A 22,952-nucleotide genomic window follows, 5' to 3' on the forward strand; every position below is an offset into this window, starting at 1 on the left:
TCCGACAGCGACCTGCTTCAGTTCATCGAAGCCTGGAAGGAGTTGGTAGAGCAGGGTTGTTTGGCTCTATTAACGTTTCGATCTTCTCGGTCGAAAGCGGAGAAAAAGAGGTGTTGACAGCAGCGTGTAACGCTGTAGAATTCGCCTCCCGCTAACGAGAGATCGGAAGCGCAAGTGGTTGAAGTTACAAAGGAAACTTTGAAAACTTCTGAAAATAATCACTTGACAGCAAATGAGGCTGCTGTAGAATGCGCGCCTCGGTTGAGACGAAAGATCTTAACCAACCGCTCTTTAACAACTGAATCAAGCAATTCGTGTGGGTGCTTGTGGAGTCAGACTGATAGTCAACAAGATTATCAGCATCACAAGTTACTCCGCGAGAAATCAAAGATGTAACCAACGATTGCTGAGCCAAGTTTAGGGTTTCTTAAAAACCCAAAGATGTTTGAACTGAAGAGTTTGATCATGGCTCAGATTGAACGCTGGCGGCAGGCCTAACACATGCAAGTCGAGCGGTAGAGAGAAGCTTGCTTCTCTTGAGAGCGGCGGACGGGTGAGTAATGCCTAGGAATCTGCCTGGTAGTGGGGGATAACGTTCGGAAACGGACGCTAATACCGCATACGTCCTACGGGAGAAAGCAGGGGACCTTCGGGCCTTGCGCTATCAGATGAGCCTAGGTCGGATTAGCTAGTTGGTGAGGTAATGGCTCACCAAGGCGACGATCCGTAACTGGTCTGAGAGGATGATCAGTCACACTGGAACTGAGACACGGTCCAGACTCCTACGGGAGGCAGCAGTGGGGAATATTGGACAATGGGCGAAAGCCTGATCCAGCCATGCCGCGTGTGTGAAGAAGGTCTTCGGATTGTAAAGCACTTTAAGTTGGGAGGAAGGGCAGTTACCTAATACGTGATTGTTTTGACGTTACCGACAGAATAAGCACCGGCTAACTCTGTGCCAGCAGCCGCGGTAATACAGAGGGTGCAAGCGTTAATCGGAATTACTGGGCGTAAAGCGCGCGTAGGTGGTTAGTTAAGTTGGATGTGAAATCCCCGGGCTCAACCTGGGAACTGCATTCAAAACTGACTGACTAGAGTATGGTAGAGGGTGGTGGAATTTCCTGTGTAGCGGTGAAATGCGTAGATATAGGAAGGAACACCAGTGGCGAAGGCGACCACCTGGACTGATACTGACACTGAGGTGCGAAAGCGTGGGGAGCAAACAGGATTAGATACCCTGGTAGTCCACGCCGTAAACGATGTCAACTAGCCGTTGGGAGCCTTGAGCTCTTAGTGGCGCAGCTAACGCATTAAGTTGACCGCCTGGGGAGTACGGCCGCAAGGTTAAAACTCAAATGAATTGACGGGGGCCCGCACAAGCGGTGGAGCATGTGGTTTAATTCGAAGCAACGCGAAGAACCTTACCAGGCCTTGACATCCAATGAACTTTCTAGAGATAGATTGGTGCCTTCGGGAACATTGAGACAGGTGCTGCATGGCTGTCGTCAGCTCGTGTCGTGAGATGTTGGGTTAAGTCCCGTAACGAGCGCAACCCTTGTCCTTAGTTACCAGCACGTAATGGTGGGCACTCTAAGGAGACTGCCGGTGACAAACCGGAGGAAGGTGGGGATGACGTCAAGTCATCATGGCCCTTACGGCCTGGGCTACACACGTGCTACAATGGTCGGTACAGAGGGTTGCCAAGCCGCGAGGTGGAGCTAATCCCAGAAAACCGATCGTAGTCCGGATCGCAGTCTGCAACTCGACTGCGTGAAGTCGGAATCGCTAGTAATCGCGAATCAGAATGTCGCGGTGAATACGTTCCCGGGCCTTGTACACACCGCCCGTCACACCATGGGAGTGGGTTGCACCAGAAGTAGCTAGTCTAACCTTCGGGGGGACGGTTACCACGGTGTGATTCATGACTGGGGTGAAGTCGTAACAAGGTAGCCGTAGGGGAACCTGCGGCTGGATCACCTCCTTAATCGACGACATCAGCTGCTCCATAAGTTCCCACACGAATTGCTTGATTCATTGAAGAAGACGATAAGAAGCAGCCCGAAATTGGGTCTGTAGCTCAGTTGGTTAGAGCGCACCCCTGATAAGGGTGAGGTCGGCAGTTCGAATCTGCCCAGACCCACCAATTTTGTGTGGGAACCTGTAGAAATACGGGGCCATAGCTCAGCTGGGAGAGCGCCTGCCTTGCACGCAGGAGGTCAACGGTTCGATCCCGTTTGGCTCCACCACTACTGCTTCTGAAGTTTGAAAGCTTAGAAATGAGCATTCCATCGTGATGATGGTGAATGTTGATTTCTAGTCTTTGATTAGATCGTTCTTTAAAAATTTGGGTATGTGATAGAAAGATAGACTGAACGTTACTTTCACTGGTAACGGATCAGGCTAAGGTAAAATTTGTGAGTTCTCTTAATTGAGAAATTCGAATTTTCGGCGAATGTCGTCTTCACAGTATAACCAGATTGCTTGGGGTTATATGGTCAAGTGAAGAAGCGCATACGGTGGATGCCTTGGCAGTCAGAGGCGATGAAAGACGTGGTAGCCTGCGAAAAGCTTCGGGGAGTCGGCAAACAGACTTTGATCCGGAGATCTCTGAATGGGGGAACCCAGCCATCATAAGATGGTTACCTTACACTGAATACATAGGTGTAAGGGGCGAACCAGGGGAACTGAAACATCTAAGTACCCTGAGGAAAAGAAATCAACCGAGATTCCCTTAGTAGTGGCGAGCGAACGGGGACTAGCCCTTAAGTGGCTTTGAGATTAGCGGAACGCTCTGGAAAGTGCGGCCATAGTGGGTGATAGCCCTGTACGCGAAAATCTCTTAGTCATGAAATCGAGTAGGACGGAGCACGAGAAACTTTGTCTGAATATGGGGGGACCATCCTCCAAGGCTAAATACTACTGACTGACCGATAGTGAACTAGTACCGTGAGGGAAAGGCGAAAAGAACCCCGGAGAGGGGAGTGAAATAGATCCTGAAACCGTATGCGTACAAGCAGTGGGAGCCTACTTTGTTAGGTGACTGCGTACCTTTTGTATAATGGGTCAGCGACTTATTTTCAGTGGCGAGCTTAACCGAATAGGGGAGGCGTAGCGAAAGCGAGTCTTAATAGGGCGTCTAGTCGCTGGGAATAGACCCGAAACCGGGCGATCTATCCATGGGCAGGTTGAAGGTTGGGTAACACTAACTGGAGGACCGAACCGACTACCGTTGAAAAGTTAGCGGATGACCTGTGGATCGGAGTGAAAGGCTAATCAAGCTCGGAGATAGCTGGTTCTCCTCGAAAGCTATTTAGGTAGCGCCTCATGTATCACTGTAGGGGGTAGAGCACTGTTTCGGCTAGGGGGTCATCCCGACTTACCAAACCGATGCAAACTCCGAATACCTACAAGTGCCGAGCATGGGAGACACACGGCGGGTGCTAACGTCCGTCGTGAAAAGGGAAACAACCCAGACCGTCAGCTAAGGTCCCAAAGTTATGGTTAAGTGGGAAACGATGTGGGAAGGCTTAGACAGCTAGGAGGTTGGCTTAGAAGCAGCCACCCTTTAAAGAAAGCGTAATAGCTCACTAGTCGAGTCGGCCTGCGCGGAAGATGTAACGGGGCTCAAACCATACACCGAAGCTACGGGTATCACGTAAGTGATGCGGTAGAGGAGCGTTCTGTAAGCCTGTGAAGGTGAGTTGAGAAGCTTGCTGGAGGTATCAGAAGTGCGAATGCTGACATGAGTAACGATAATGGGTGTGAAAAACACCCACGCCGAAAGACCAAGGTTTCCTGCGCAACGTTAATCGACGCAGGGTTAGTCGGTCCCTAAGGCGAGGCTGAAAAGCGTAGTCGATGGAAAACAGGTTAATATTCCTGTACTTCTGGTTATTGCGATGGAGGGACGGAGAAGGCTAGGCCAGCTTGGCGTTGGTTGTCCAAGTTTAAGGTGGTAGGCTGGAATCTTAGGTAAATCCGGGATTCTAAGGCCGAGAGCTGATGACGAGTCATCTTTTAGATGACGAAGTGGTTGATGCCATGCTTCCAAGAAAAGCTTCTAAGCTTCAGGTAACCAGGAACCGTACCCCAAACCGACACAGGTGGTTGGGTAGAGAATACCAAGGCGCTTGAGAGAACTCGGGTGAAGGAACTAGGCAAAATGGCACCGTAACTTCGGGAGAAGGTGCGCCGGTGAGGGTGAAGGACTTGCTCCGTAAGCTCATGCCGGTCGAAGATACCAGGCCGCTGCGACTGTTTATTAAAAACACAGCACTCTGCAAACACGAAAGTGGACGTATAGGGTGTGACGCCTGCCCGGTGCCGGAAGGTTAATTGATGGGGTTAGCTAACGCGAAGCTCTTGATCGAAGCCCCGGTAAACGGCGGCCGTAACTATAACGGTCCTAAGGTAGCGAAATTCCTTGTCGGGTAAGTTCCGACCTGCACGAATGGCGTAACGATGGCGGCGCTGTCTCCACCCGAGACTCAGTGAAATTGAAATCGCTGTGAAGATGCAGTGTATCCGCGGCTAGACGGAAAGACCCCGTGAACCTTTACTATAGCTTTGCACTGGACTTTGAATTTGCTTGTGTAGGATAGGTGGGAGGCTTTGAAGCGTGGACGCCAGTTCGCGTGGAGCCAACCTTGAAATACCACCCTGGCAACTTTGAGGTTCTAACTCAGGTCCGTTATCCGGATCGAGGACAGTGTATGGTGGGTAGTTTGACTGGGGCGGTCTCCTCCTAAAGAGTAACGGAGGAGTACGAAGGTGCGCTCAGACCGGTCGGAAATCGGTCGTAGAGTATAAAGGCAAAAGCGCGCTTGACTGCGAGACAGACACGTCGAGCAGGTACGAAAGTAGGTCTTAGTGATCCGGTGGTTCTGTATGGAAGGGCCATCGCTCAACGGATAAAAGGTACTCCGGGGATAACAGGCTGATACCGCCCAAGAGTTCATATCGACGGCGGTGTTTGGCACCTCGATGTCGGCTCATCACATCCTGGGGCTGAAGCCGGTCCCAAGGGTATGGCTGTTCGCCATTTAAAGTGGTACGCGAGCTGGGTTTAGAACGTCGTGAGACAGTTCGGTCCCTATCTGCCGTGGACGTTTGAGATTTGAGAGGGGCTGCTCCTAGTACGAGAGGACCGGAGTGGACGAACCTCTGGTGTTCCGGTTGTCACGCCAGTGGCATTGCCGGGTAGCTATGTTCGGAATAGATAACCGCTGAAAGCATCTAAGCGGGAAACTAGCCTCAAGATGAGATCTCACTGGGACCTTGAGTCCCCTGAAGGGCCGTCGAAGACTACGACGTTGATAGGTTGGGTGTGTAAGCGCTGTGAGGCGTTGAGCTAACCAATACTAATTGCCCGTGAGGCTTGACCATATAACACCCAAGCAATTTGCGAACTCGAAAGAGACCAGATTGCGGTGTGTGAAGACGAAACGAACCGAAAGTTCGACTCTTACAAAACACCGAAAACTATCACATACCCAATTTGCTGAAGCGAGGCCAACAGGCCACGACTCAGTACCCGAATTTCTTGACGACCATAGAGCATTGGAACCACCTGATCCCATCCCGAACTCAGCAGTGAAACGATGCATCGCCGATGGTAGTGTGGGGTTTCCCCATGTGAGAGTAGGTCATCGTCAAGATTAAATTCCAGAACCCCTGTTTGCTCACGCAGACAGGGGTTTTGTTTTGGGCGATCGGAAAGGGCGCCTCATTGCGGTGGTCTTCACTGCTTCCTTGGCAGTGTCTACTAAAGGCTTTTGTATCGCTCTCCTCAAGCTGCAAGATCGTACAAGAGCGCTCGACCCTTCCTTCGATAGTCTGACAACTCTCACCTACCAGAGGATCTGTCATGACTCAGCAGCACCCAGCACAACCTGTCAATCTCGCGCAAAAGGCTTCGCTCATCAGTGAACAGTGGAGCCCGAGAGTCGTCGCCGAGATGAACGACTACCAGTTCAAGGTTGTACGCATCGAAGGCGAGTTCATCTGGCACTCACATCCAGAAACCGACGAGGCGTTTTTCGTGCTTGAAGGGACACTGCGCATCGACCTTCCGGACGGTCCCGTGTATGTGGCACCGGGTGAGCTGTATGTCGTTCCTCGCGGAATAGAGCATCGGACGGCCGCCGAAGGCGAAGCCAAATTGATGATGATCGAACCACGCGGCATCTTGAACACCGGCCATGAAGGAGGAGACCGCACCGCCATGAACGACCTGTGGATCTGAAATCCCCCTGCTGTTCGAGGCCACCGTTGCCATCTGGTAGCAGTAGCCTCATCCCCTGATGCTCGGTGCCGTCTGACTCAACGGCACCACACGGCTCTTCCCAGGTACCGTTGGGGAAATCGATGCAAAGTGTTTCTGCATTTTTGTTATGGTGCAGCACATTTTCACAAGGATTGAGCTTTTATCCGCAGGACGCGGCGTCGACCTTTTTCAACGAGATGCTGTAGAAATGCCTCAACCAATCCCGATCAAAGACCACGAAAACGAAAACCGCCTGGTCAACAAGCGCCTGCTCGCCTGCGCCTTGTTGGTGATCGGCATCACCTGCGCCCTGGTGGGCCGCCTGTATTTCCTGCAGGTCGTGCAATTCGAGTATCACTCGACGATTTCTGAAAACAACCGTGTCCACGTACTGCCCATCACACCGACTCGCGGCTTGATCTATGACCGCAATGGCGTCGTGCTGGCCGACAACCGTCCAAGCTACAACCTGACCATCACCCGCGAGCGCACCACCGACCTCAAGGGCGAACTGGACGCGATCGTCAGCCTGCTGCACCTGCCGGCAGAAGACCGTGCCGTATTCGACAAGGCGCTGAAGCAGGCGCGGCATCCTTTTGTTCCGGTTACGTTGTTTTATGAGCTGACCGAAGAACAGATCGCCGAACTCGCCGTCAACGAATTCCGCCTGCCCGGTGTAGACGTCGAACCGCAATTCGTCCGCCACTACCCCCTGGGCGCGCATTTCGCTCACTCCATCGGTTACGTTGGCCGCATCAACGAAAAAGAATCCAAGGCCCTCGACTCGGTGGAGTACCGCGGCACGCAGTCCATCGGCAAGACCGGCATCGAGCGCTTCTACGAGTCAGAACTGCATGGCCATGTCGGTTATGAAGAAGTCGAGACCAATGCGCAGGGGCGCGTACTGCGTGTGCTCAAGCATACCGATCCGATCCCCGGCAAAAACATCGTGCTGAGCCTCGATGTCAAACTCCAGGAAGCGGCGGAAGAAGCGCTGGGCGATCGTCGTGGCTCCGTGGTAGCCCTCGACCCGCAAACTGGCGAAGTACTGGCGATGGTCAGCAAACCCAGCTTCGACCCCAACCTGTTCGTCACGGGCATCAGCTTCAAGGAATACGCCGCCTTGCATGATTCCATCGACCGGCCGCTGTTCAACCGCGTCCTGCGCGGTCTCTATGCGCCGGGTTCGACGATCAAGCCGGAAGTGGCCATCGCGGGTCTCGACAGCGGGGTAGTGACGGCCCAGACCCGCGTGTTCGACCCCGGTTACTACCAATTGCCTGACTTTGACCACAAATACCGCAACTGGAACCACAGCGGCGACGGTTGGGTGGATATGGACGCCGCCATCATGCGCTCCAACGACACCTATTTTTACGACTTGGCCCACAAGCTCGGCATCGACCGCCTGCACGACTACCTGGCCGAGTTCGGCCTCGGCCAGAAAGTCTCCCTGGACATGTTCGAAGAGTCGGCCGGCCTGATGCCGTCCCAGGCCTGGAAGCGCGCAACCCGGCGTCAGCCCTGGTTCCCGGGCGAAACGGTGATCCTTGGCATCGGCCAGGGTTATATGCAAGTCACGCCGCTGCAACTGGCCCAGGCCACTGCGTTGATTGCCAACAAAGGCGTGTGGAATCGGCCGCACCTGGCCAAGACCATCAACGGCGTGGCGCCGGTGGACGAGCACCCGATGCCCAACGTGGTCCTCAAGAACCCGCGTGACTGGGAGCAGGTCAACCACGGGATGCAACTGGTGATGCACGACCCGCGCGGGATCGCCCGGGCGGCCGCGCAAGGCGCGCAATACCGCATCGCCGGCAAGAGTGGTACCGCGCAGGTGGTGGCGATCAAACAGGGCGAGCGCTACAACCGCGACAAAACCCAGGAGCGCCACCGTGACAACGCGCTGTTTGTCGGGTTTGCGCCAGCGGAGCACCCCCAGATCGTGATTTCGGTGATGATCGAAAACGGCGAGGCCGGTGGCCGCGTCGCAGGCCCGGTGGTGCGCCAGATCATGGACGCCTGGCTGCTCGACCACGAAGGCCACTTGAAGCCGCAATATGCGACGCCGAGCAAAGCCCCCGGCGACCCCCACGTCTGACTCATACCTGCCATTCGTCCCACTGCTGCACGCCCTCATGCGCCAGCCACGGCACATCGTGGGCCGTCCAGATATGCGCGGTGGGCCTGATGCCCGGATCATCGTCCAGCGTCGCCACCCGCACAATCACATGGGGCTGATGCCCGCGCTCGGCCATCAGGTGTGAGCCACAGCGCGAGCAGAAGCGCCTGAATTTGCCTGGCGAGGATTCGAAGGCCGCCAACAGTTCTTCGCCCTGGGTCCAGCGAAAGTGCTCACGCATTACGCCGGCGGTGCTCACAAACGCTGCCGCATGCACCTTGCGACAGCTGTCGCAGTGGCAGTGGCTGATGGGCATGTCCAGGCTGTCCACCTGGTAGCGCACGGCTTTACAGAAGCAACTTCCATTCAACGGGTCAGTCATAACCTAAGGGCCTGGACAACAATGGGGGCATCATCATCGCGCAGAACCCAAGGTTGCGCATTAGTCGATGTCGCCTACTGTCAATGGAGGAGGTGACGTATGCACGTATCAGATCGTATAGAACGGAAAGTCCTACTGAACGCTCCACGCAAAAAAGTGTGGGAGGCACTCACCGATGCCGAGCAATTCGGCCGCTGGTTTGGCATCGCCCTCAAGGGCAAGACCTTTGTCGCCGGGGAAACGATCGAAGCGCCGATCACTTACCCAGGTTACGAACACGTGATCTGGAAAGCCAAGATCGAACGCATCCTGCCGCAGACGCGGTTTTCTTTCTCGTGGCACCCCTTCGCCGTCGAAAAGGGCTTCGACTACGACAAGGAAACACCGACGCTGGTGGAGTTCACCGTTGAAGACCGCGCCCCGGGCATTCTGCTGCGGGTCGTTGAATCCGGCTTCGACGCAGTGCCCGAAGCCCGCCGCCTGAAAGCCTTCAAAATGAATTCCCGCGGCTGGGACGAGCAAATGCGCAATATCGAAGGCTACCTGAGCCACTTCCACCAAGGCATCGCCTGAGGCGATTGCGCTCTGTGCGCGTTAACGTGCTGCGTTTGGCCGGATGCCGGGTAGAATCACGCCCTGAACGTGATTCCTGAGGTGCGGCACGGTGGATTTACAGCAGGGTTTTGTCCTGACCCGGCATTGGCGTGACACCCCGGCGGGGACGCAGGTCAGCTTCTGGCTGGCCACCGACCAGGGGCCGCGGCTTATTCGCCTCCCCGTGCAAAGCTCGGTGATATTCATCCCCGAAGCCCATCGCAAGCCGCTGGATTGGCTGCTCAAAGACGAGCGCGATATCGAATTGCGCCCGCTGGAGCTGTGCGATTTCCATCACCGCAAGGTATTAGGCCTCTACACCCGCCAGCATCGGCAACTGATGGACCTGGAAAAGCGCCTGCGCGCCGCCGGTGTCGATGTCTACGAAGGTGACGTGCGCCCGCCCGAGCGCTACATGATGGAGCGTTTCATCACCGCCCCCGTGTGGTTCGACGGCACGCCCGACGCCAGCGGCGCGCTGCTCGAAGCGCAGATGAAACCCGCCCCCGACTACCGTCCGCAGCTCAAACTGGTGTCCCTGGACATCGAGACCACCGCTCAGGGCGATCTGTATTCCATCGCCCTCGAAGGCTGCGGCGAGCGCCAGGTGTATATGCTCGGCCCGCCGAACAAGAGCGACGCGGTGGACTTCAAGCTCGACTACTGCGACACCCGCGGCCAATTGCTCGAACGCCTCAACCAATGGCTGGCCACCCATGACCCCGATGCGATCATCGGCTGGAATGTGGTGCAGTTCGACCTGCGCGTGCTCCACGAACATGCCCAGCGCCTCAACGTGCCGCTCCTGCTCGGCCGCGGCGAAGAGCCCATGACCTGGCGCGAACACGGCAGCCGCAATCATTACTTCGCGGCCGCGGCGGGGCGGTTGATCATCGACGGTATCGAAGCGCTGCGCTCGGCCACCTGGAGTTTTGAATCCTTCAGCCTGGAAAACGTCGCGCAAACCCTGCTCGGCGAAGGCAAGGACATCTCCACGCCGTACCAGCGCATGGACGAGATCAACCGCATGTTCGCCGAGGACAAGCCGGCCCTGGCGCGTTACAACCTCAAGGACTGCGAACTGGTCACGCGGATTTTCGCCAAGACCGAGCTGCTCAAGTTCCTGCTCGAACGCGCCAGCGTCACTGGCTTGCCAGCCGACCGCAACGGTGGCTCCGTGGCCGCATTTACCCACCTGTACATGCCGCTGATGCACCGCCAGGGCTTCGTCGCGCCGAACCTGGGCGACAAACCGCCCCAGGCCAGCCCCGGCGGGTTTGTCATGGATTCACGCCCCGGCCTCTACGAATCGGTGTTGGTGCTGGACTACAAAAGCCTCTACCCGTCGATCATCCGCAGCTTCCTGATCGACCCTGTAGGCCTGGTCGAAGGCCTCAAGCACCCCGATGACAGTGCGTCGGTGGAAGGCTTTCGCGGCGCACGGTTTTCCCGCACCCGGCACTGCCTGCCCGCCATCGTCGCGCGCATCTCCGAAGGCCGCGAAGAGGCCAAGCGCGAACACAACGCACCGTTGTCCCAAGCGCTGAAAATCATCATGAACGCCTTCTACGGCGTGCTCGGCTCCAGCGGTTGCCGCTTCTTCGATACGCGCCTGGCGTCCTCGATCACCCTGCGCGGCCATCAGATCATGCGCCAGACCCGCGAACTGGTCGAAGCCCAGGGGTATGAAGTGATCTACGGCGACACCGACTCGACCTTCGTCTGGCTCGGCAGCGCGCATTCCCAGGAGGACGCCCGCCGCATCGGCCAGGCGCTGGTGCAGCACGTCAACGATTGGTGGCGCGCGCATTTGCACAACGCATTCGGCCTGCACAGCGCGCTGGAGTTGCAATACGAAACCCACTTCACGCGCTTCCTCATGCCGACCATTCGCGGCGCCGAGGAGGGCAGCAAGAAGCGGTACGCCGGGTTGGTGGTGCGCGGCGATGGCAGCGAAGAGATGGTCTACAAGGGCCTGGAAACCGTGCGCAGCGACTGGTCGCCCCTGGCCCGGCAATTCCAGCAGGAACTCTACCAGCGCATCTTCCACCGCCAGCCCCATCAGGATTACGTGCGCGACTACGTGCGGCGCACCTTGAGCGGCGAATTCGACGAGTTGCTGATCTACCGCAAGCGCCTGCGCCGCCGGTTGGACGACTACGAGCGCAACGTCCCGCCCCACGTGCGCGCCGCGCGCCTGGCCGACGACTACAACGACCGCATGAACCGCCCGCGTCAGTACCAGCGCGGCGGATGGATCAGCTACGTGATCACCGTCAACGGCCCGGAGCCGCTGGAAGTGCGCCAGGCCCCGATCGACTACGACCACTACGTCACGCGGCAATTGCAGCCGGTGGCCGATGCGATTCTGCCGTTTGTGAATGACGACTTCGGCACCCTGGTCGGCGGGCAAATGGGCCTGTTCTGAAGTACTTGCCTCGCGTGGCTAAGCGGCTACGCTGTTGGCGTGCTCGGCAACTGCTACATGACATTCAGGAGGAACCCCCATGTACACGCTCTACGGCACCGACGACTCCGGCTCATGCATGATTGAAATTGCCCTGCCGCGTTGCGCGGTGCCGTGGCATCGGGTGGACGCCAGTTCCTGGCAGGACGGCGAAGGCAGTGCAGCGCTCGCACGGATCAACCCGCTCAAACAGATCCCCACGTTGGTGACGCCCGACGGCCAGGTGCTGACGGAAAGCGCGGCGATCCTGATCCACCTGGGCCTGGAATTCCCGGCCGCCAACCTACTCGCCGGCAACCGCGGCCAGATCCTCCGCGGCCTGGTGTACATCGCCGCCAATTGCTACTCGGCGATCGGCATCATCGACTACCCGCAACGCTGGCTGGGCAACGCCGATGAGGCGGCGCAAGCGCAATTGATCAGCGGCACGCGCGACTACCTGCACCAGGCCTGGAGGGTGTTCGCCGATCAGTTTGCCGACCAATTGTTCGCCCCCGACCAACAGCCGAATGCCCTGGGCATCATGGCGGCGGCGGTGTCGCGCTGGGATGCGGCGCGAGAGGCGTTGCAAGACTCGCGGCCGGCGTTCGCCCAGACCCTGGCCCGGGTGGACGCCGACCCGCTCGTCGCGCCGGTGTTCGCTCGGCATTGGCCGCAGCAATGACAGTGCCGCGCCCTATCGCCTGGCACGTCACGCGCTGGTGCGACGACCCCTATAGCCAAGGTGCCTACAGCGCAATGTTGCCGGGAGGCGATGTCAGCCTGCGGCGCCTGCTCTCGACGCCGATTGATAATCGTCTGTTCCTCGCTGGGGAAGCCTTCAACCACGATCATTGCGCCATGACCCACAGCGCTTGGGACAGTGGCATCCGCGCGGCGAATGCGGTGGCCGGCACCCGCGCCCGCAGGGTCATCGTTATCGGTGCCGGGTTTGCCGGCCTGAGTGCCGCACGTGCGTTGCAGGCGCAGGGTTTGGAGGTGCGCGTACTCGAGGCGCGCAACCGCATCGGCGGGCGCGTGAACAGTGTGGCCCTGGGTGACCATACGGTGGATGCGGGGGCCGCCTGGTTGCAGCACTATGCCCTCAACCCGTTGGCCCGACGAGCCGAGCAGTTGGGCCTGGAGCGACGGCCTACCGATTTCTCGCAACCATTGGCTGCCGCGTGGGATGGCCCCGTACCGGACATCAATGGCGCGTATGAACGCTTGAAACAGGCCATTGATCGTCATCAACCCTTGGCGCAGGGCATCGATCAATACCTTGCAACCCTCAATGCCCCCGAACGCCGCGCTGCCCGCTATGCCATCGACGCTAACCTGATCCTCGAAGCCGGGTTGCCCCTGGACCAGTTGTCGACGCATACGCTCGACGAGGAGGGCGTTGGCCACGGCGACCAGTTTCTGCCTCAAGGCTATCGGCAATTACTGGAAGACGCCGCCAGCGGCCTGAATATCCACCTCAATCACCCCGTGCAGCACGTTGCCTGGGACGAGCACGGCGTGTGGGTCGATGGCCTCAATGCAGATGCCTGCATCTGTACGGTGCCGATACCGGTACTCAAACACCTGCACTTTACGCCAGGCTTGCCGACGGCTTACCGAGAGGCCCTGGCGTTTTTCACCATGGGCCGCCTGGAAAAGGTCGTGCTGCAATTCGACCAGCGCTGGTGGCCGGTTTCCCGCGATGGTTATCTGCGTTGGTACGATCGCCCTGCCAATTGGGGGGAGTGGCTGGATTTGACCGATGCCGTGGGTGCGCCGCTGATTGTCGGGTTGATCGCCGGTGATGCGGTGGACCGGCACTATCGAGGCAAGCCTGACGAGCAGATCGCACTGCAAGCCTGCGAAAAACTTGCGGCCTGGGCCTGCGCAATCAAAGGAAACAATGACTGCTAGCACTCGTCCCCCCTTGCGTAGCCGGCGTCCTGACCTACGCTTTCTCAAGGCGGTGTAGGAATCATCCTTGAATTTGGCTGTCGCAGACATGAAACTCAAGAACCCTGCATGGAATTCAAAGGAGGTACGCATGCTCATCCGGTCGCTGACCCTGGCTACCTTGATGGCTTTTACGGGGCCGTTGTTGGCTGCTGATGATATCAACCCGCTCAAGCAGGATTTGGGCAAGGCCCGGCCGCTGGTGGTGGTGGAGCTTGATTCCGGCAATGACACATTGGCCAAGCTCAAGAAACAGCTGGACGAGCCTGCCACCAAGCAGTCCTTTGAAGAGCGCGGCATGGTGTTGTACACCGTGAAGTTCGGCAGCATCGGTGCCGAAGGGGAGAAGTTCGCCAAGGACCCCAAGGACAACAAGAAGCTTGCCCCACCTGAAACCAACGCGCTGATCCGCGCCCTCAAATTAGGCGCCGGCAGCGGCACCAAAGTGATTCTGGTCGGCAAGGACGGCGAGAAGAAAGTCGAGAAGACCGTGCCGCCGGATACCCTCAACTTAAGCGAGTTTTTCAGCGCCATCGACCAGATGCCGATGGCCGAGAAAGAAGCGGCTGCCGTTGCGGAACCCGAACCTGTCGCCCCCGCGCCAGGCAAGAACGCCAAGCCCGCCAAACCGGCGAAGCCCGGCAGCAAACCGGCCCCTCAGCCATTGGATGACTGAGGCTTATCCTTCGGCGGGCGCGCGCCCATAGATATCGTCGAAGCGCACAATGTCGTCTTCGCCCAGGTACTCGCCGCTCTGCACCTCGATCATCACCAGCTCGATGCTGCCGGGGTTGGTCAGGCGGTGTTTGTGCCCGGCCGGAATGTAGGTGGACTCGTTGGCGTTGATCAGCAATTCCCGCTCGCCATTGGTGATCTGCGCGGTACCGCTGACCACCACCCAGTGTTCGCTGCGGTGGTGATGCATCTGCAGCGACAGTGACGCCAGCGGCTTGACCACAATGCGCTTGATCTTGAAGCGCGCACTTTCCTCCAGCACCGTGTAGGTGCCCCATGGCCGCGTCACCGTGCGGTGCAGGTTGTACGCCGGATGGTTCTGGCGCTTGAGCTCGGCCACGATGTGGCGCACATCCTGGCTGCGGTGGGCATCGGCGATCAGCAGGGCGTCGGCGGTGTCGACGATGATCAGGTCGCGCACGCCCACCACGCCCAATACCCGCCTGGGCGAGTCGATGTAGCAGTTGTGGACGTCATGCAGAATCGCTTCGCCATTGACCTGATTGCCCTGGGCATCGCTGGGGGTGAGCTGGCGCAGGGTTTCCCAGGAGCCGATATCGCTCCAGCCGATATCGCAGGGCACCACGGCCACCTGCGTGGACTTCTCCATCAGCGCCACGTCGATGGACAGGTCCGGCGCGCCGCCGAAGCCATCGGCATCCAGTTCGCGCTGGCGCGAGGTCGTATTCTGCAGGCTCTGGCTGTGCGCCAGCGCGGCCTTGGCGGCCGCCAGCACCTGCGGGGCGTGGGTGGTCAGCTCGTTCACCAGGGTGCTGGCCTTGAAGCAGAATATGCCGGCGTTCCACAGGTGCTGGCCGCCGTCGAGGTAGCCTTGCGCGGTGGCCAGGTCGGGTTTTTCGACAAAGCGTTTGACCCGGTTTCCCGCACTCAACGCGGCGCCTTGTTCGATGTAGCCGAAGCCGGTTTCCGGGCGATCAGGCTCAATACCGAAGGTCACCAGGTAGCCGGCTGCGGCCAGCTCGCGGGCCTGGCTCACGGCCGCGGCGAACGCGCTTTCATTGAGGATCAAGTGGTCGGCGGGCATCACCAGCAACGGTGCGTCGTCGCCGAAGTGCTCCAGCACATGCAGCGCCGCCACCGCTATCGCCGCTGCCGTGTTGCGGCCGAAGGGCTCCAGCAACAAGTCCAGGGGCAGGCGGGCTGTGTTCACCAGGCGATAGTCATCCAGCGTGCGAAACAGCAGGTCACGGTTGGTGACCGTCAGCACGTTTTCCACCCCGGGCAGGCGGCTGGCGCGCAGGAAGGTTTTCTGCAGCAGGCTCTGGCCATCGCGCATACGCATGAACGGCTTGGGCATGTTTTGCCGGGAAACTGGCCACAGTCGGGTACCCGAACCGCCGGAAATGATGCAGGGAATTAATCCGTCGTGGGTATTCATCAATAAACTTCTTGGGGGGGGGAAAGGGCAGCCCGCGCTTCGGAATCGAGCTTCGTCGCAATCGCGCTGCCCCGTATCATCGGCGACCCGCCGCGCAGCGGCAACTGCGACGCGTATCAACCCAGGCGCGCTGCCGCCCGCGCAGTGATTTCTGCGCGGACCTTGCGTGACTCTGCCGTGCGTTTGTTGGCCTCTTCCAGCACGGCCTTCGGCGCGGTATCCGGCCGGCCGGCATTGAACGGTGGCGCCGGGGCGTATTCGATCTGCAACTGCACCAATTGCGCTGTTGCTTCGTCGTACAGCTCAGCGGCCAGGGTCAGGGCGAAGTCGATCCCCGCAGTGATCCCGCCGCCGGTGAGCAGGTTGCCGTCACGCACCACGCGCGCCTGAACCGGAATGGCGCCGAGCGGGGCGAGCAGGTCGTGGTAGGCCCAATGGGTGGTGGCCTTGCGCCCGCGCAGCAAACCGGCCGCACCGAGCACCAGCGAACCGGTGCATACCGAGGTGATATAGCGCGCGGTGAGCGCCTGGACCCTGAGGAAGTCGAGGGTCTGCGGGTCTTCCATCAACGGGCCGACGCCGCTGCCGCCAGGGACGCAGAGCACATCCAGGTGTGGGCAATCGGCGTAGGTCATGGTCGGCGTGAACACCAGCCCGGTGCTGGAGGTGACCGGCGAAAGGTCTTTCCACACCAGGTGCAACTTCACATCCGGTAGTGAGCCCAAGACGTCATAGGGGCCGGTGAGGTCCAGTTGCTGGATGCCGGGGAACAACAGAAAGCCGATCTGCAAGGTCATGAATGAAGCTCCGATAAGGGGTGGACGGTTTCACTCTAGAGGCCTAGGCTTTGGCGAATACGCCATTGAACCCACGAATCACGCCAAACATGCCGCGCATCATTCATGTACTCGCTTTTGATAATGCCCAAGTGCTCGACGTGACCGGGCCCTTGCAGGTGTTCGCCTCGGCCAACGACCTTGCGCGCCAGCGCGGTGCGCCGTTGCCCTACGCGGTTTCGGTGATCGCCGCCCAGGCGGCGCCGGTGATGACCTCCGCCGGCCTGGCGCTGGTGGCCGAGCCGTTGCCCGCCGTCGACACGCCTTGCGACACCCTGCTCATCGCCGGCGGCTGGGGTGTCTACGGCGCCGCCGAAGACCTGGCGCTGGTGGACTGGGTGCGCGAAAAAGCCCGGCACACCCGGCGCATGGCCTCGGTGTGTACCGGGGCTTTTCTGCTGGCGGCCAGTGGCTTGCTCGACGGCTGTCGCGTGGCGACGCACTGGACACGCTGTGAAGAGCTGGCGCGCAAGTTCCCGGCGCTGACGGTGGAGGCCAACCCGATTTTCATCCAGCAGGGCACCGTGTGGACCTCGGCCGGTGTGACTGCCGGGATCGACTTGTGCCTGGCCTTGGTGGAACAAGACCTGGGCCGCGCCGTGGCCCTGGAAGTCGCGCGGCACCTGGTGGTTTTCCTCAAACGCCCCGGTGGCCAATCGCAGTTCAGCGTGACCTTGTCATTGCAAAAAGGCGACAGCCGCTTTGCCGAGTTGCACGCGTGGATCGCGGAGCACCTGACCCTCGACCTGACCCTCGCCACCCTGGCCGCCCAGGCCGGCATGAGCGAGCGCAGCTTCGTGCGTCACTACCGCGCCGAAACCGGCCAGACCCCCGCGCGCGCGGTCGAACTGATCCGCGTCGAAACCGCCCGCCGGCAATTGGCGGACAGCAGCACATCGATCAAACGCATCGCCGTGCAGTGCGGGTTCGGTTGTGAAGAGACCTTGCGGCGCAGCTTCCTGCGGGTCTTGTCAGTCACGCCGCAGGCTTATCGCGAGCGCTTTTCGCCAGCGGCCTAGGCGAGCAATTCCAGGAGTGCCTCAAGGGTCGCTTGCGGCGCTTCCTGAGGGATATTGTGGCCGACGCCGGGCAACACCTGCCGCCGATAGAAGCCGCTGAAGTGCTGCGCGTCGTCATCCTCCAGCGGCGGCGGGCCCACGCCATCATCGGCGCCGCACAGCGAAATCGTCGGCACCGTGATCGGCGGTTGCAGCGCCAGCGCCTGTTCGATGGGCGCCAGTGCGGGATCGCCCGGTGCATACATGAAGCGGTGACGGTAGGAATGAATCACCACGTCGACAAAGTCCGGGTTATCGAACGATGGCGCGCTCTGGCCATAGAGGCTGGGGCCTGCCGCCCAGGAGGGCGACCACAGTGACCACAGCAATTGGCAAAACGCCCGGCGATTGGCGGTCAACCCATCCACGCCACGCTGGGTGTGGAAATAGTACTGGTACCACAACCGATGCTCCGTCTCTGGCGGCCTGGGCTCGAGCGACTTGGCAATGTCCTGGATGTTGTAGCCGTCCCCGCTCACCAACCCGCGCACGCGCTCCGGCCACAGTGCCGCGACAATACAGGCGGCACGCCCACCCCAGTCGTAGCCCGCCAGGGTGGCCCGCGGGATACACAGCGCATCCATGAACTCCAGCAGGTCCTTGGCCAACGCGGCCTGTTGCCCGGAGCGCATCACCTGCGCGTTGATAAACCGCGTCGGGCCATAACCACGCAGGTACGGCACCCACACCCGACAACCGCGCTCGGCCAGGGCCGGGGCGATATCGTCATAGCTGCGAGGGTCGTAGGGGAAACCGTGCAGCAGGATCACCGGTTCACCGTCGACGGGGCCGTGGGCTTCATACGCCACATCGAGCATCGAGGTGCGTACATAAAACAGCGCAGGGGCGATGGGCATGATGGGCTCCTATCGGTTGGGCGATGACTGCCGATGACACTACCGCCGATCCATTAACGCCACAAGGCTGAGAGCGTCGAGGGCCAAGAGTGTCCGGCGTTCAGGTTGCCCGACCCACCGTCATCGCGGCCTCGCTGACCCTCGACGAGTAGCGTTCAAGGCTGCCACACCGTCTTCGCGCCGCTCAACTTGCGGTCCAGAAACGTTGCCGCGCTGATCAGTGCCAAATGGCTCAACGCCTGCGGCGTATTGCCCAGGTGGCGCGCCTGGTTGTCGAACTCTTCGGCGTACAACCCCAGCGGGTTGGCGTAGCGCAGCAACTGCTCAAACTCCAGATGCGCCTTTTCGACCTGCCCGGCGCGGGCCAGGCATTCGACGTACCAGAACGAGCAGGCGGCAAACGCGCCTTCGGTGCCTGACAGGCCGTCGATCCGGCTGTCGTCGTTGCGATAGCGATAGACCATACCGTCGCGCACCAGGCTTTTCTGGATCGCTGCCAGCGTCGAGAGCCAGCGCGGGTCGGTGGCGGCGACGAAGCGCACCAGCGGCATGAGCAGCATCGAGCCGTCCAGCGCGGTGCTGCCGGTATGCTGCACAAAGTGCCCGCGTTCTTCGTTCCAGAAATTGCCCCAGATATCCGCGTAGATCGCCTGGCGCGTCTGGTCCCAGCGCGCGAACGGCGCCGGCAGCGAGCGTTTGGACGCCAGGCGGATCGCACGGTCCAGCGCCACCCAGCACATCAGCCGCGAGTGCAGGAAGTGGTGCTGCTCGCCACGCATTTCCCAGATACCCACGTCTTTGCGGTTCCAGATATCACAGACCTGATCCGCGAGTTCGACCGTGTGTTTCCAGCCGTCGTGGGAAATGGCTTCGCCGTATTTGTTGACCAGATAAATCGCGTCCATCAACTCGCCGTAGATGTCCAGTTGGACCTGGTCGAACGCCTCATTGCCGATACGCACCGGCGTCGCGCCGCCATGCCCGCGCAAGTGCGTCAGCTGAGTTTCGGGCAGTTGCTGGCGGCCATCGATGCCATACAGGATGTTGATCTTGACGGGCTGGTCGCTGCAGTCGCTGACCCGCCCTCTGAGCCAACGCATGTAGTGGTTGGCTTCGTCGACAAACCCCAGGCGCATGAACGCGTAGACCGTGAACGAGGCGTCACGGATCCAGGTGTAACGGTAGTCCCAGTTGCGCTCGCCGCCGGGCGATTCGGGCAGGCCGAAGGTGGCGGCGGCGATGATTGCGCCATGTTTGCGCGAGGTCAAAAGCTTCAAGGCCAGGGCCGAGCGGTTGACCATTTCGCGCCAGCGCCCGCGGTAGTTCGATTGCGCAATCCAGCCGCGCCAGAACGCCACGGTGTGCGTCAACGCCAGGTCGGTGCAGCTGCTGTCGACGCGCGGGTCGTCCTGCCCGCCGAGGACGAATTCGGCGCCTTCCTCCTGGGCCAGGACGAAGCTGGCCACTGCGGCGTTGTCTTCGACCTGCAGTGCGTGGCTGCTCGACAAGCGCAGAGCGGGCTGGCCGTGGGCGGCGAAACACACCGTGCCGTTGTCGAGGCTGGCGTGGGTGGGCGCGCGCGCATAGTCATGACGCACGGCGCAGCGCAGGTGGATCGTCACCTGGCCGCTGACCGCACGCACGCGGCGAATCAACAGGGGCAGGTCGTCCTCCTCACCGATGGTCAACAGGTCAGTGATTTCCACCACGGCGTCATCGCTGAGCCAGCGGGTCTGCAGCACGTTGGTGTCGGGCAGGTAGATCTGTTCGCGGCGGGCGTTGGGCAGGTCTGGCGTGAGCTGGAAAATGCCGGCGTCGGGCGTGTCGAGCAGCGCGCAGAAGATCGACGGGCTGTCGAATTCCGGCCAGCAGAAAAAGTCGACGCTGCCCTTGTCGTTCACCAGGGCGGCGCTGCGCATGTCGCCGATGATGCCGTGGGCGTCGATGGCGCTCTGTGGCTCGTGCTTGAAATCAACCATTGCCGCCGCCGGTCACCAGGGCTACTTGTTGCTGCCGCGAGAGATGCATCCGTTACCCACCGTTGAGTTGCGTTCAGTTAGCTGACTGGCGGGGCAGGGCACAAGTTCACCGAAAAACACCACAACTTGGCTGGCGCTCGCGGTAAATGACACACCGCTCGCCAGCAGAACCCATTCACTTCTCCCATTGCTCAAGCAGAATCGAAACAAATTTCTCCGCCGCTGGGGATAACGAGGCTCCACGACGGTAAACCAGTCCCAATGAACGGTTCACAATGGGCTCTATCAACGGGATGCTGACCAACGTCGGATGATCCACGGCAGGCATCGCCAGGCTCGGCACGGCCGAGACGCCGAGGCCGGCTTCCACCAGGCCCAGCGACGTCGAAAGGTGTTGCACCTCATAGAACCACTGCGGGCGCCAGCTCAAGCCCGATAACGCATGATCGAGCAACATCCGGTTGCCGCTCAGGCGTCCGACGCCGATCAAGCGGTAGTTGCTGAGTTCAGACCAGGTCACCGCGCTACGTTCCGCCAGTTCATGATCGCGTCGACATGCCAATACAAAAGGCTCGTCGACCAATGGCACAAATTCTATGTCGGGGTGCTGGCCGCTCATCATGTTGATGCCGAAGTCGGCTTCTCCGCGCAGCACGGCCTCCAGGCCTTCGTTGGCGCTGAGATCGAGCAGGCGGATACGGATTTGCGGATAGCGCTCGTTATAGAGGCGGATGACCGAAGGCAGGAAGTAGAAAGCTGCGGTCGGGATGCAGGCAAGGGTGACCCGTCCGCTCTGTCGCTCTGCCAGCTCTCGGATGTTGAGTATCGAGTCGTCGAAGTCGTCCAGTAGGCGGCGTGCCTTGGGTAGAAAGTCCCGACCAACGCTCGTGAGACTCACCCTTCTGGTGGTGCGATCGAGAAGGGCTGTTCCCAAGCCTTCCTCCAGTTTTTTCATCCTCCGGCTCAGCGCCGGCTGGGACAGGTGCAATGCATCGGCAGCCTCGTGGAAGCTCCCGAGTTCGGCGATTTTAACGAACGATCGTATGTCATTTAGCTCATATTGCATTTTTTATAACTCGATGGAGGAGGGCGGCGGCGTTCAATCATCCTAGGTTTGTCATTCGTTAAACGCAATAATCAGGCTGATATTTGCATTGGAAACATTTTTTAAAGCCTGCGACTCTTGCCTCAAGAGCATTAATCAACCCGATTGATCAATAAGAGTCAGTGGTCATGCAACGAATTCCTTGTGTGCTTATGCGCGGCGGTACGTCCAAGGGGCCAGTATTTCTCGCCTGGGACCTGCCTGATGCGATCGAACAGCGTGATGAGCTGCTGCTCAACCTGATGGGCTCCGGCCATGAGCTGGAAATTGACGGCATTGGCGGTGGGAGCCCGCAAACCAGCAAGGTCGCCATCGTCAGCCCATCGCTGCACCCGGACGCGGATGTCGACTATTTGTTCGTGCAGGTCATGGTTTCCCAGCGTCGAGTCGATACCGCGCCCAATTGCGGCAATATGCTTTGCGCCGTTGGCCCGTTTGCGGTCGAGCAGGGGCTGGTCAAGGCGTCTAAAGGCCTGACGCGTGTGCGTATTCGCAACCTCAACACGGGGACGTTTGTGAACGCAGACGTACACACTCCCGAGGGGACCGTCAGCTACGAAGGCGACACCGCCATTGATGGCGTGCCGGGGACTGCCGCTCCCGTGCAACTGACCTTCCTGGATGCCGCGGGCAGCAAAACCGGTAAGCTGTTCCCGACGGGGCAGACTCAGGACCTGATCGACGGTGTCCCGATGACCTGCATCGACATGGCGATGCCGATGATGATCATCGAGGCTGGCCAATTGGGTAAACGTGGGGACGAAAGCCCTGCTGAACTGGATGCCGACAAAGCCTTCCTGGGGCGCCTGGAGTCTCTGCGGCTGCAAGCCGGCCTGGCCATGGGGTTGGGCGACGTCAGTGATAAAGTGATCCCCAAGCCCGTACTGGTGTCGCCGGCCAAGGCGGGCGGCACCTTTCAGGTGCGCTATTTCATGCCGCACAACTGCCACCGGGCACTGGCGATTACCGGCTCTATCGGCTTGGCCACTGCTTGTGTCAGTGAAGGCAGCGTGATTGCTCAATTGCTTGGCGGGGTGAGTGAGCCGCGCTTGAAACACGTTCGAATTGAACATCCCAGTGGCGCAATAGACGTTGTACTGTCCTACACCGGTGCTCAGGGTGAGACAATTCGCGCTTCGGTAGTGCGAACATCGCGCAGGCTGTTCTCCGGTTATGTCTACGCCGCGGCTTCCCAACGACTTGCCGGATAACGTCCTT

General features: G+C 59.7%; 15 protein-coding genes, 2 tRNA genes and 3 rRNA genes. 14 read left to right on the forward strand and 6 right to left on the reverse strand.

Translation table 11 applies throughout. The features are described 5' to 3' along the window. The first annotated feature begins 447 nt into the window (after nucleotides 1-447). The 7 genes from JN756_RS10415 to mrdA all read left to right on the forward strand — a co-directional run bounded on the left by JN756_RS10415 (nucleotide 448) and on the right by mrdA (nucleotide 8,366). Nucleotides 448-1,984, forward strand: a 16S ribosomal RNA gene (locus JN756_RS10415). 82 nt (nucleotides 1,985-2,066) lie between these two features. Beyond that, a tRNA-Ile gene (locus tag JN756_RS10420) sits at nucleotides 2,067-2,143 on the forward strand. A gap of 27 nt (nucleotides 2,144-2,170) precedes the next feature. Next, a tRNA-Ala gene (locus JN756_RS10425) sits at nucleotides 2,171-2,246 on the forward strand. A 247-nt stretch (nucleotides 2,247-2,493) separates the two neighbouring features. Beyond that, nucleotides 2,494-5,385, forward strand: a 23S ribosomal RNA gene (locus JN756_RS10430). 156 nt (nucleotides 5,386-5,541) lie between these two features. Next, nucleotides 5,542-5,657, forward strand: a 5S ribosomal RNA gene (rrf, locus tag JN756_RS10435). Together the 16S, 23S and 5S rRNA genes with 2 tRNA genes alongside form the textbook arrangement of a ribosomal RNA operon. Nucleotides 5,658-5,866: 209 nt before the next feature. Further along, entirely contained in the window at nucleotides 5,867-6,244 is a 378-nt protein-coding gene (locus JN756_RS10440) for a cupin domain-containing protein (RefSeq protein ID WP_046384128.1), read from the forward strand. Nucleotides 6,245-6,473: 229 nt separating this feature from the next. After that, nucleotides 6,474-8,366 carry a penicillin-binding protein 2 gene (mrdA, locus tag JN756_RS10445; protein WP_079443257.1) on the forward strand — a complete coding sequence of 631 codons (1,893 nt, stop codon included), beginning with the start codon at nucleotides 6,474-6,476 and terminating at the stop codon, nucleotides 8,364-8,366. A 1-nt stretch (nucleotide 8,367) separates the two neighbouring features. Here mrdA and JN756_RS10450 read toward each other — a convergent pair whose 3' ends face one another. Further along, entirely contained in the window at nucleotides 8,368-8,769 is a 402-nt protein-coding gene (locus JN756_RS10450) for a GFA family protein (RefSeq protein WP_169881468.1), read from the reverse strand. A gap of 99 nt (nucleotides 8,770-8,868) precedes the next feature. On the opposite strand from JN756_RS10450, the gene JN756_RS10455 reads away from it, so the two are divergent. The 5 genes from JN756_RS10455 to JN756_RS10475 all read left to right on the forward strand — a co-directional run bounded on the left by JN756_RS10455 (nucleotide 8,869) and on the right by JN756_RS10475 (nucleotide 14,441). Further along, nucleotides 8,869-9,342, forward strand: a complete 474-nt coding sequence (locus JN756_RS10455) for an SRPBCC family protein (protein ID WP_046384125.1) — start codon at nucleotides 8,869-8,871, stop codon at nucleotides 9,340-9,342. Nucleotides 9,343-9,433: 91 nt separating this feature from the next. Then, a complete protein-coding gene (locus tag JN756_RS10460) occupies nucleotides 9,434-11,791 on the forward strand; it encodes a DNA polymerase II (RefSeq protein ID WP_201022077.1) in 2,358 nt (785 codons plus the stop codon). 79 nt (nucleotides 11,792-11,870) lie between these two features. Beyond that, nucleotides 11,871-12,494 carry a glutathione S-transferase family protein gene (locus tag JN756_RS10465; RefSeq protein ID WP_046384123.1) on the forward strand — a complete coding sequence of 208 codons (624 nt, stop codon included), beginning with the start codon at nucleotides 11,871-11,873 and terminating at the stop codon, nucleotides 12,492-12,494. Continuing rightward, a complete protein-coding gene (locus JN756_RS10470) occupies nucleotides 12,491-13,726 on the forward strand; it encodes a flavin monoamine oxidase family protein (protein WP_046384122.1) in 1,236 nt (411 codons plus the stop codon). Before JN756_RS10465 ends, JN756_RS10470 begins: the two co-directional genes overlap by 4 nt. Nucleotides 13,727-13,856: 130 nt before the next feature. Further along, a complete protein-coding gene (locus JN756_RS10475; protein WP_046384121.1) occupies nucleotides 13,857-14,441 on the forward strand; it encodes a DUF4174 domain-containing protein in 585 nt (194 codons plus the stop codon). Between the two features lie 3 nt (nucleotides 14,442-14,444). On the opposite strand, the gene JN756_RS10480 is transcribed toward JN756_RS10475, so the two are convergent. After that, complete coding sequence (locus JN756_RS10480) at nucleotides 14,445-15,899, reverse strand: mannose-1-phosphate guanylyltransferase/mannose-6-phosphate isomerase (RefSeq protein WP_201022078.1); 1,455 nt, start codon at nucleotides 15,897-15,899, stop codon at nucleotides 14,445-14,447. Nucleotides 15,900-16,015: 116 nt separating this feature from the next. After that, nucleotides 16,016-16,696 carry an isonitrile hydratase gene (gene inhA / locus JN756_RS10485; protein ID WP_126588504.1) on the reverse strand — a complete coding sequence of 227 codons (681 nt, stop codon included), beginning with the start codon at nucleotides 16,694-16,696 and terminating at the stop codon, nucleotides 16,016-16,018. 89 nt (nucleotides 16,697-16,785) lie between these two features. Here inhA and JN756_RS10490 point away from each other — a divergent pair, with 89 nt between their 5' ends. Next, on the forward strand, nucleotides 16,786-17,754 hold the full coding sequence (locus JN756_RS10490) for a GlxA family transcriptional regulator (protein WP_017846926.1): 969 nt from the start codon (nucleotides 16,786-16,788) through the stop codon (nucleotides 17,752-17,754). Here JN756_RS10490 and JN756_RS10495 read toward each other — a convergent pair. The 3 genes from JN756_RS10495 to JN756_RS10505 all read right to left on the reverse strand — a co-directional run bounded on the left by JN756_RS10495 (nucleotide 17,751) and on the right by JN756_RS10505 (nucleotide 21,695). Continuing rightward, nucleotides 17,751-18,650, reverse strand: coding sequence for an alpha/beta fold hydrolase (locus JN756_RS10495; protein WP_126588502.1), 900 nt, complete (start codon nucleotides 18,648-18,650; stop codon nucleotides 17,751-17,753). The two genes, JN756_RS10490 and JN756_RS10495, sit on opposite strands and share 4 nt — an antisense overlap. A gap of 155 nt (nucleotides 18,651-18,805) precedes the next feature. Beyond that, a complete protein-coding gene (locus tag JN756_RS10500; RefSeq protein WP_201022079.1) occupies nucleotides 18,806-20,629 on the reverse strand; it encodes a glycoside hydrolase family 15 protein in 1,824 nt (607 codons plus the stop codon). 175 nt (nucleotides 20,630-20,804) lie between these two features. Next, on the reverse strand, nucleotides 20,805-21,695 hold the full coding sequence (locus tag JN756_RS10505) for a LysR family transcriptional regulator (RefSeq protein WP_017846929.1): 891 nt from the start codon (nucleotides 21,693-21,695) through the stop codon (nucleotides 20,805-20,807). A 167-nt stretch (nucleotides 21,696-21,862) separates the two neighbouring features. On the opposite strand from JN756_RS10505, the gene JN756_RS10510 reads away from it, so the two are divergent. After that, nucleotides 21,863-22,945 carry a 4-oxalomesaconate tautomerase gene (locus JN756_RS10510; RefSeq protein ID WP_128192053.1) on the forward strand — a complete coding sequence of 361 codons (1,083 nt, stop codon included), beginning with the start codon at nucleotides 21,863-21,865 and terminating at the stop codon, nucleotides 22,943-22,945. The last annotated feature ends 7 nt before the right edge of the window (nucleotides 22,946-22,952 follow it).

Origin of the sequence: Pseudomonas sp. Y39-6 (genome assembly GCF_023651955.1) — a bacterium.
Taxonomy (GTDB): domain Bacteria; phylum Pseudomonadota; class Gammaproteobacteria; order Pseudomonadales; family Pseudomonadaceae; genus Aquipseudomonas; species Aquipseudomonas veronii.

Excerpts from the sequence above, each read along its gene's own strand:
- JN756_RS10440 (WP_046384128.1), top strand. The coding sequence starts at position 5,867 with ATGACTCAGCAGCACCCAGCACAACCTGTCAATCTCGCGCAAAAGGCT.
- mrdA (WP_079443257.1), top strand. The coding sequence starts at position 6,474 with ATGCCTCAACCAATCCCGATCAAAGACCACGAAAACGAAAACCGCCTG.
- JN756_RS10450 (WP_169881468.1), bottom strand. The coding sequence starts at position 8,769 with ATGACTGACCCGTTGAATGGAAGTTGCTTCTGTAAAGCCGTGCGCTAC.
- JN756_RS10455 (WP_046384125.1), top strand. The coding sequence starts at position 8,869 with ATGCACGTATCAGATCGTATAGAACGGAAAGTCCTACTGAACGCTCCA.
- JN756_RS10465 (WP_046384123.1), top strand. The coding sequence starts at position 11,871 with ATGTACACGCTCTACGGCACCGACGACTCCGGCTCATGCATGATTGAA.
- JN756_RS10470 (WP_046384122.1), top strand. The coding sequence starts at position 12,491 with ATGACAGTGCCGCGCCCTATCGCCTGGCACGTCACGCGCTGGTGCGAC.
- JN756_RS10475 (WP_046384121.1), top strand. The coding sequence starts at position 13,857 with ATGCTCATCCGGTCGCTGACCCTGGCTACCTTGATGGCTTTTACGGGG.
- JN756_RS10480 (WP_201022078.1), bottom strand. The coding sequence starts at position 15,899 with ATGAATACCCACGACGGATTAATTCCCTGCATCATTTCCGGCGGTTCG.
- inhA (WP_126588504.1), bottom strand. The coding sequence starts at position 16,696 with ATGACCTTGCAGATCGGCTTTCTGTTGTTCCCCGGCATCCAGCAACTG.
- JN756_RS10490 (WP_017846926.1), top strand. The coding sequence starts at position 16,786 with ATGCCGCGCATCATTCATGTACTCGCTTTTGATAATGCCCAAGTGCTC.
- JN756_RS10495 (WP_126588502.1), bottom strand. The coding sequence starts at position 18,650 with ATGCCCATCGCCCCTGCGCTGTTTTATGTACGCACCTCGATGCTCGAT.
- JN756_RS10500 (WP_201022079.1), bottom strand. The coding sequence starts at position 20,629 with ATGGTTGATTTCAAGCACGAGCCACAGAGCGCCATCGACGCCCACGGC.
- JN756_RS10505 (WP_017846929.1), bottom strand. The coding sequence starts at position 21,695 with ATGCAATATGAGCTAAATGACATACGATCGTTCGTTAAAATCGCCGAA.
- JN756_RS10510 (WP_128192053.1), top strand. The coding sequence starts at position 21,863 with ATGCAACGAATTCCTTGTGTGCTTATGCGCGGCGGTACGTCCAAGGGG.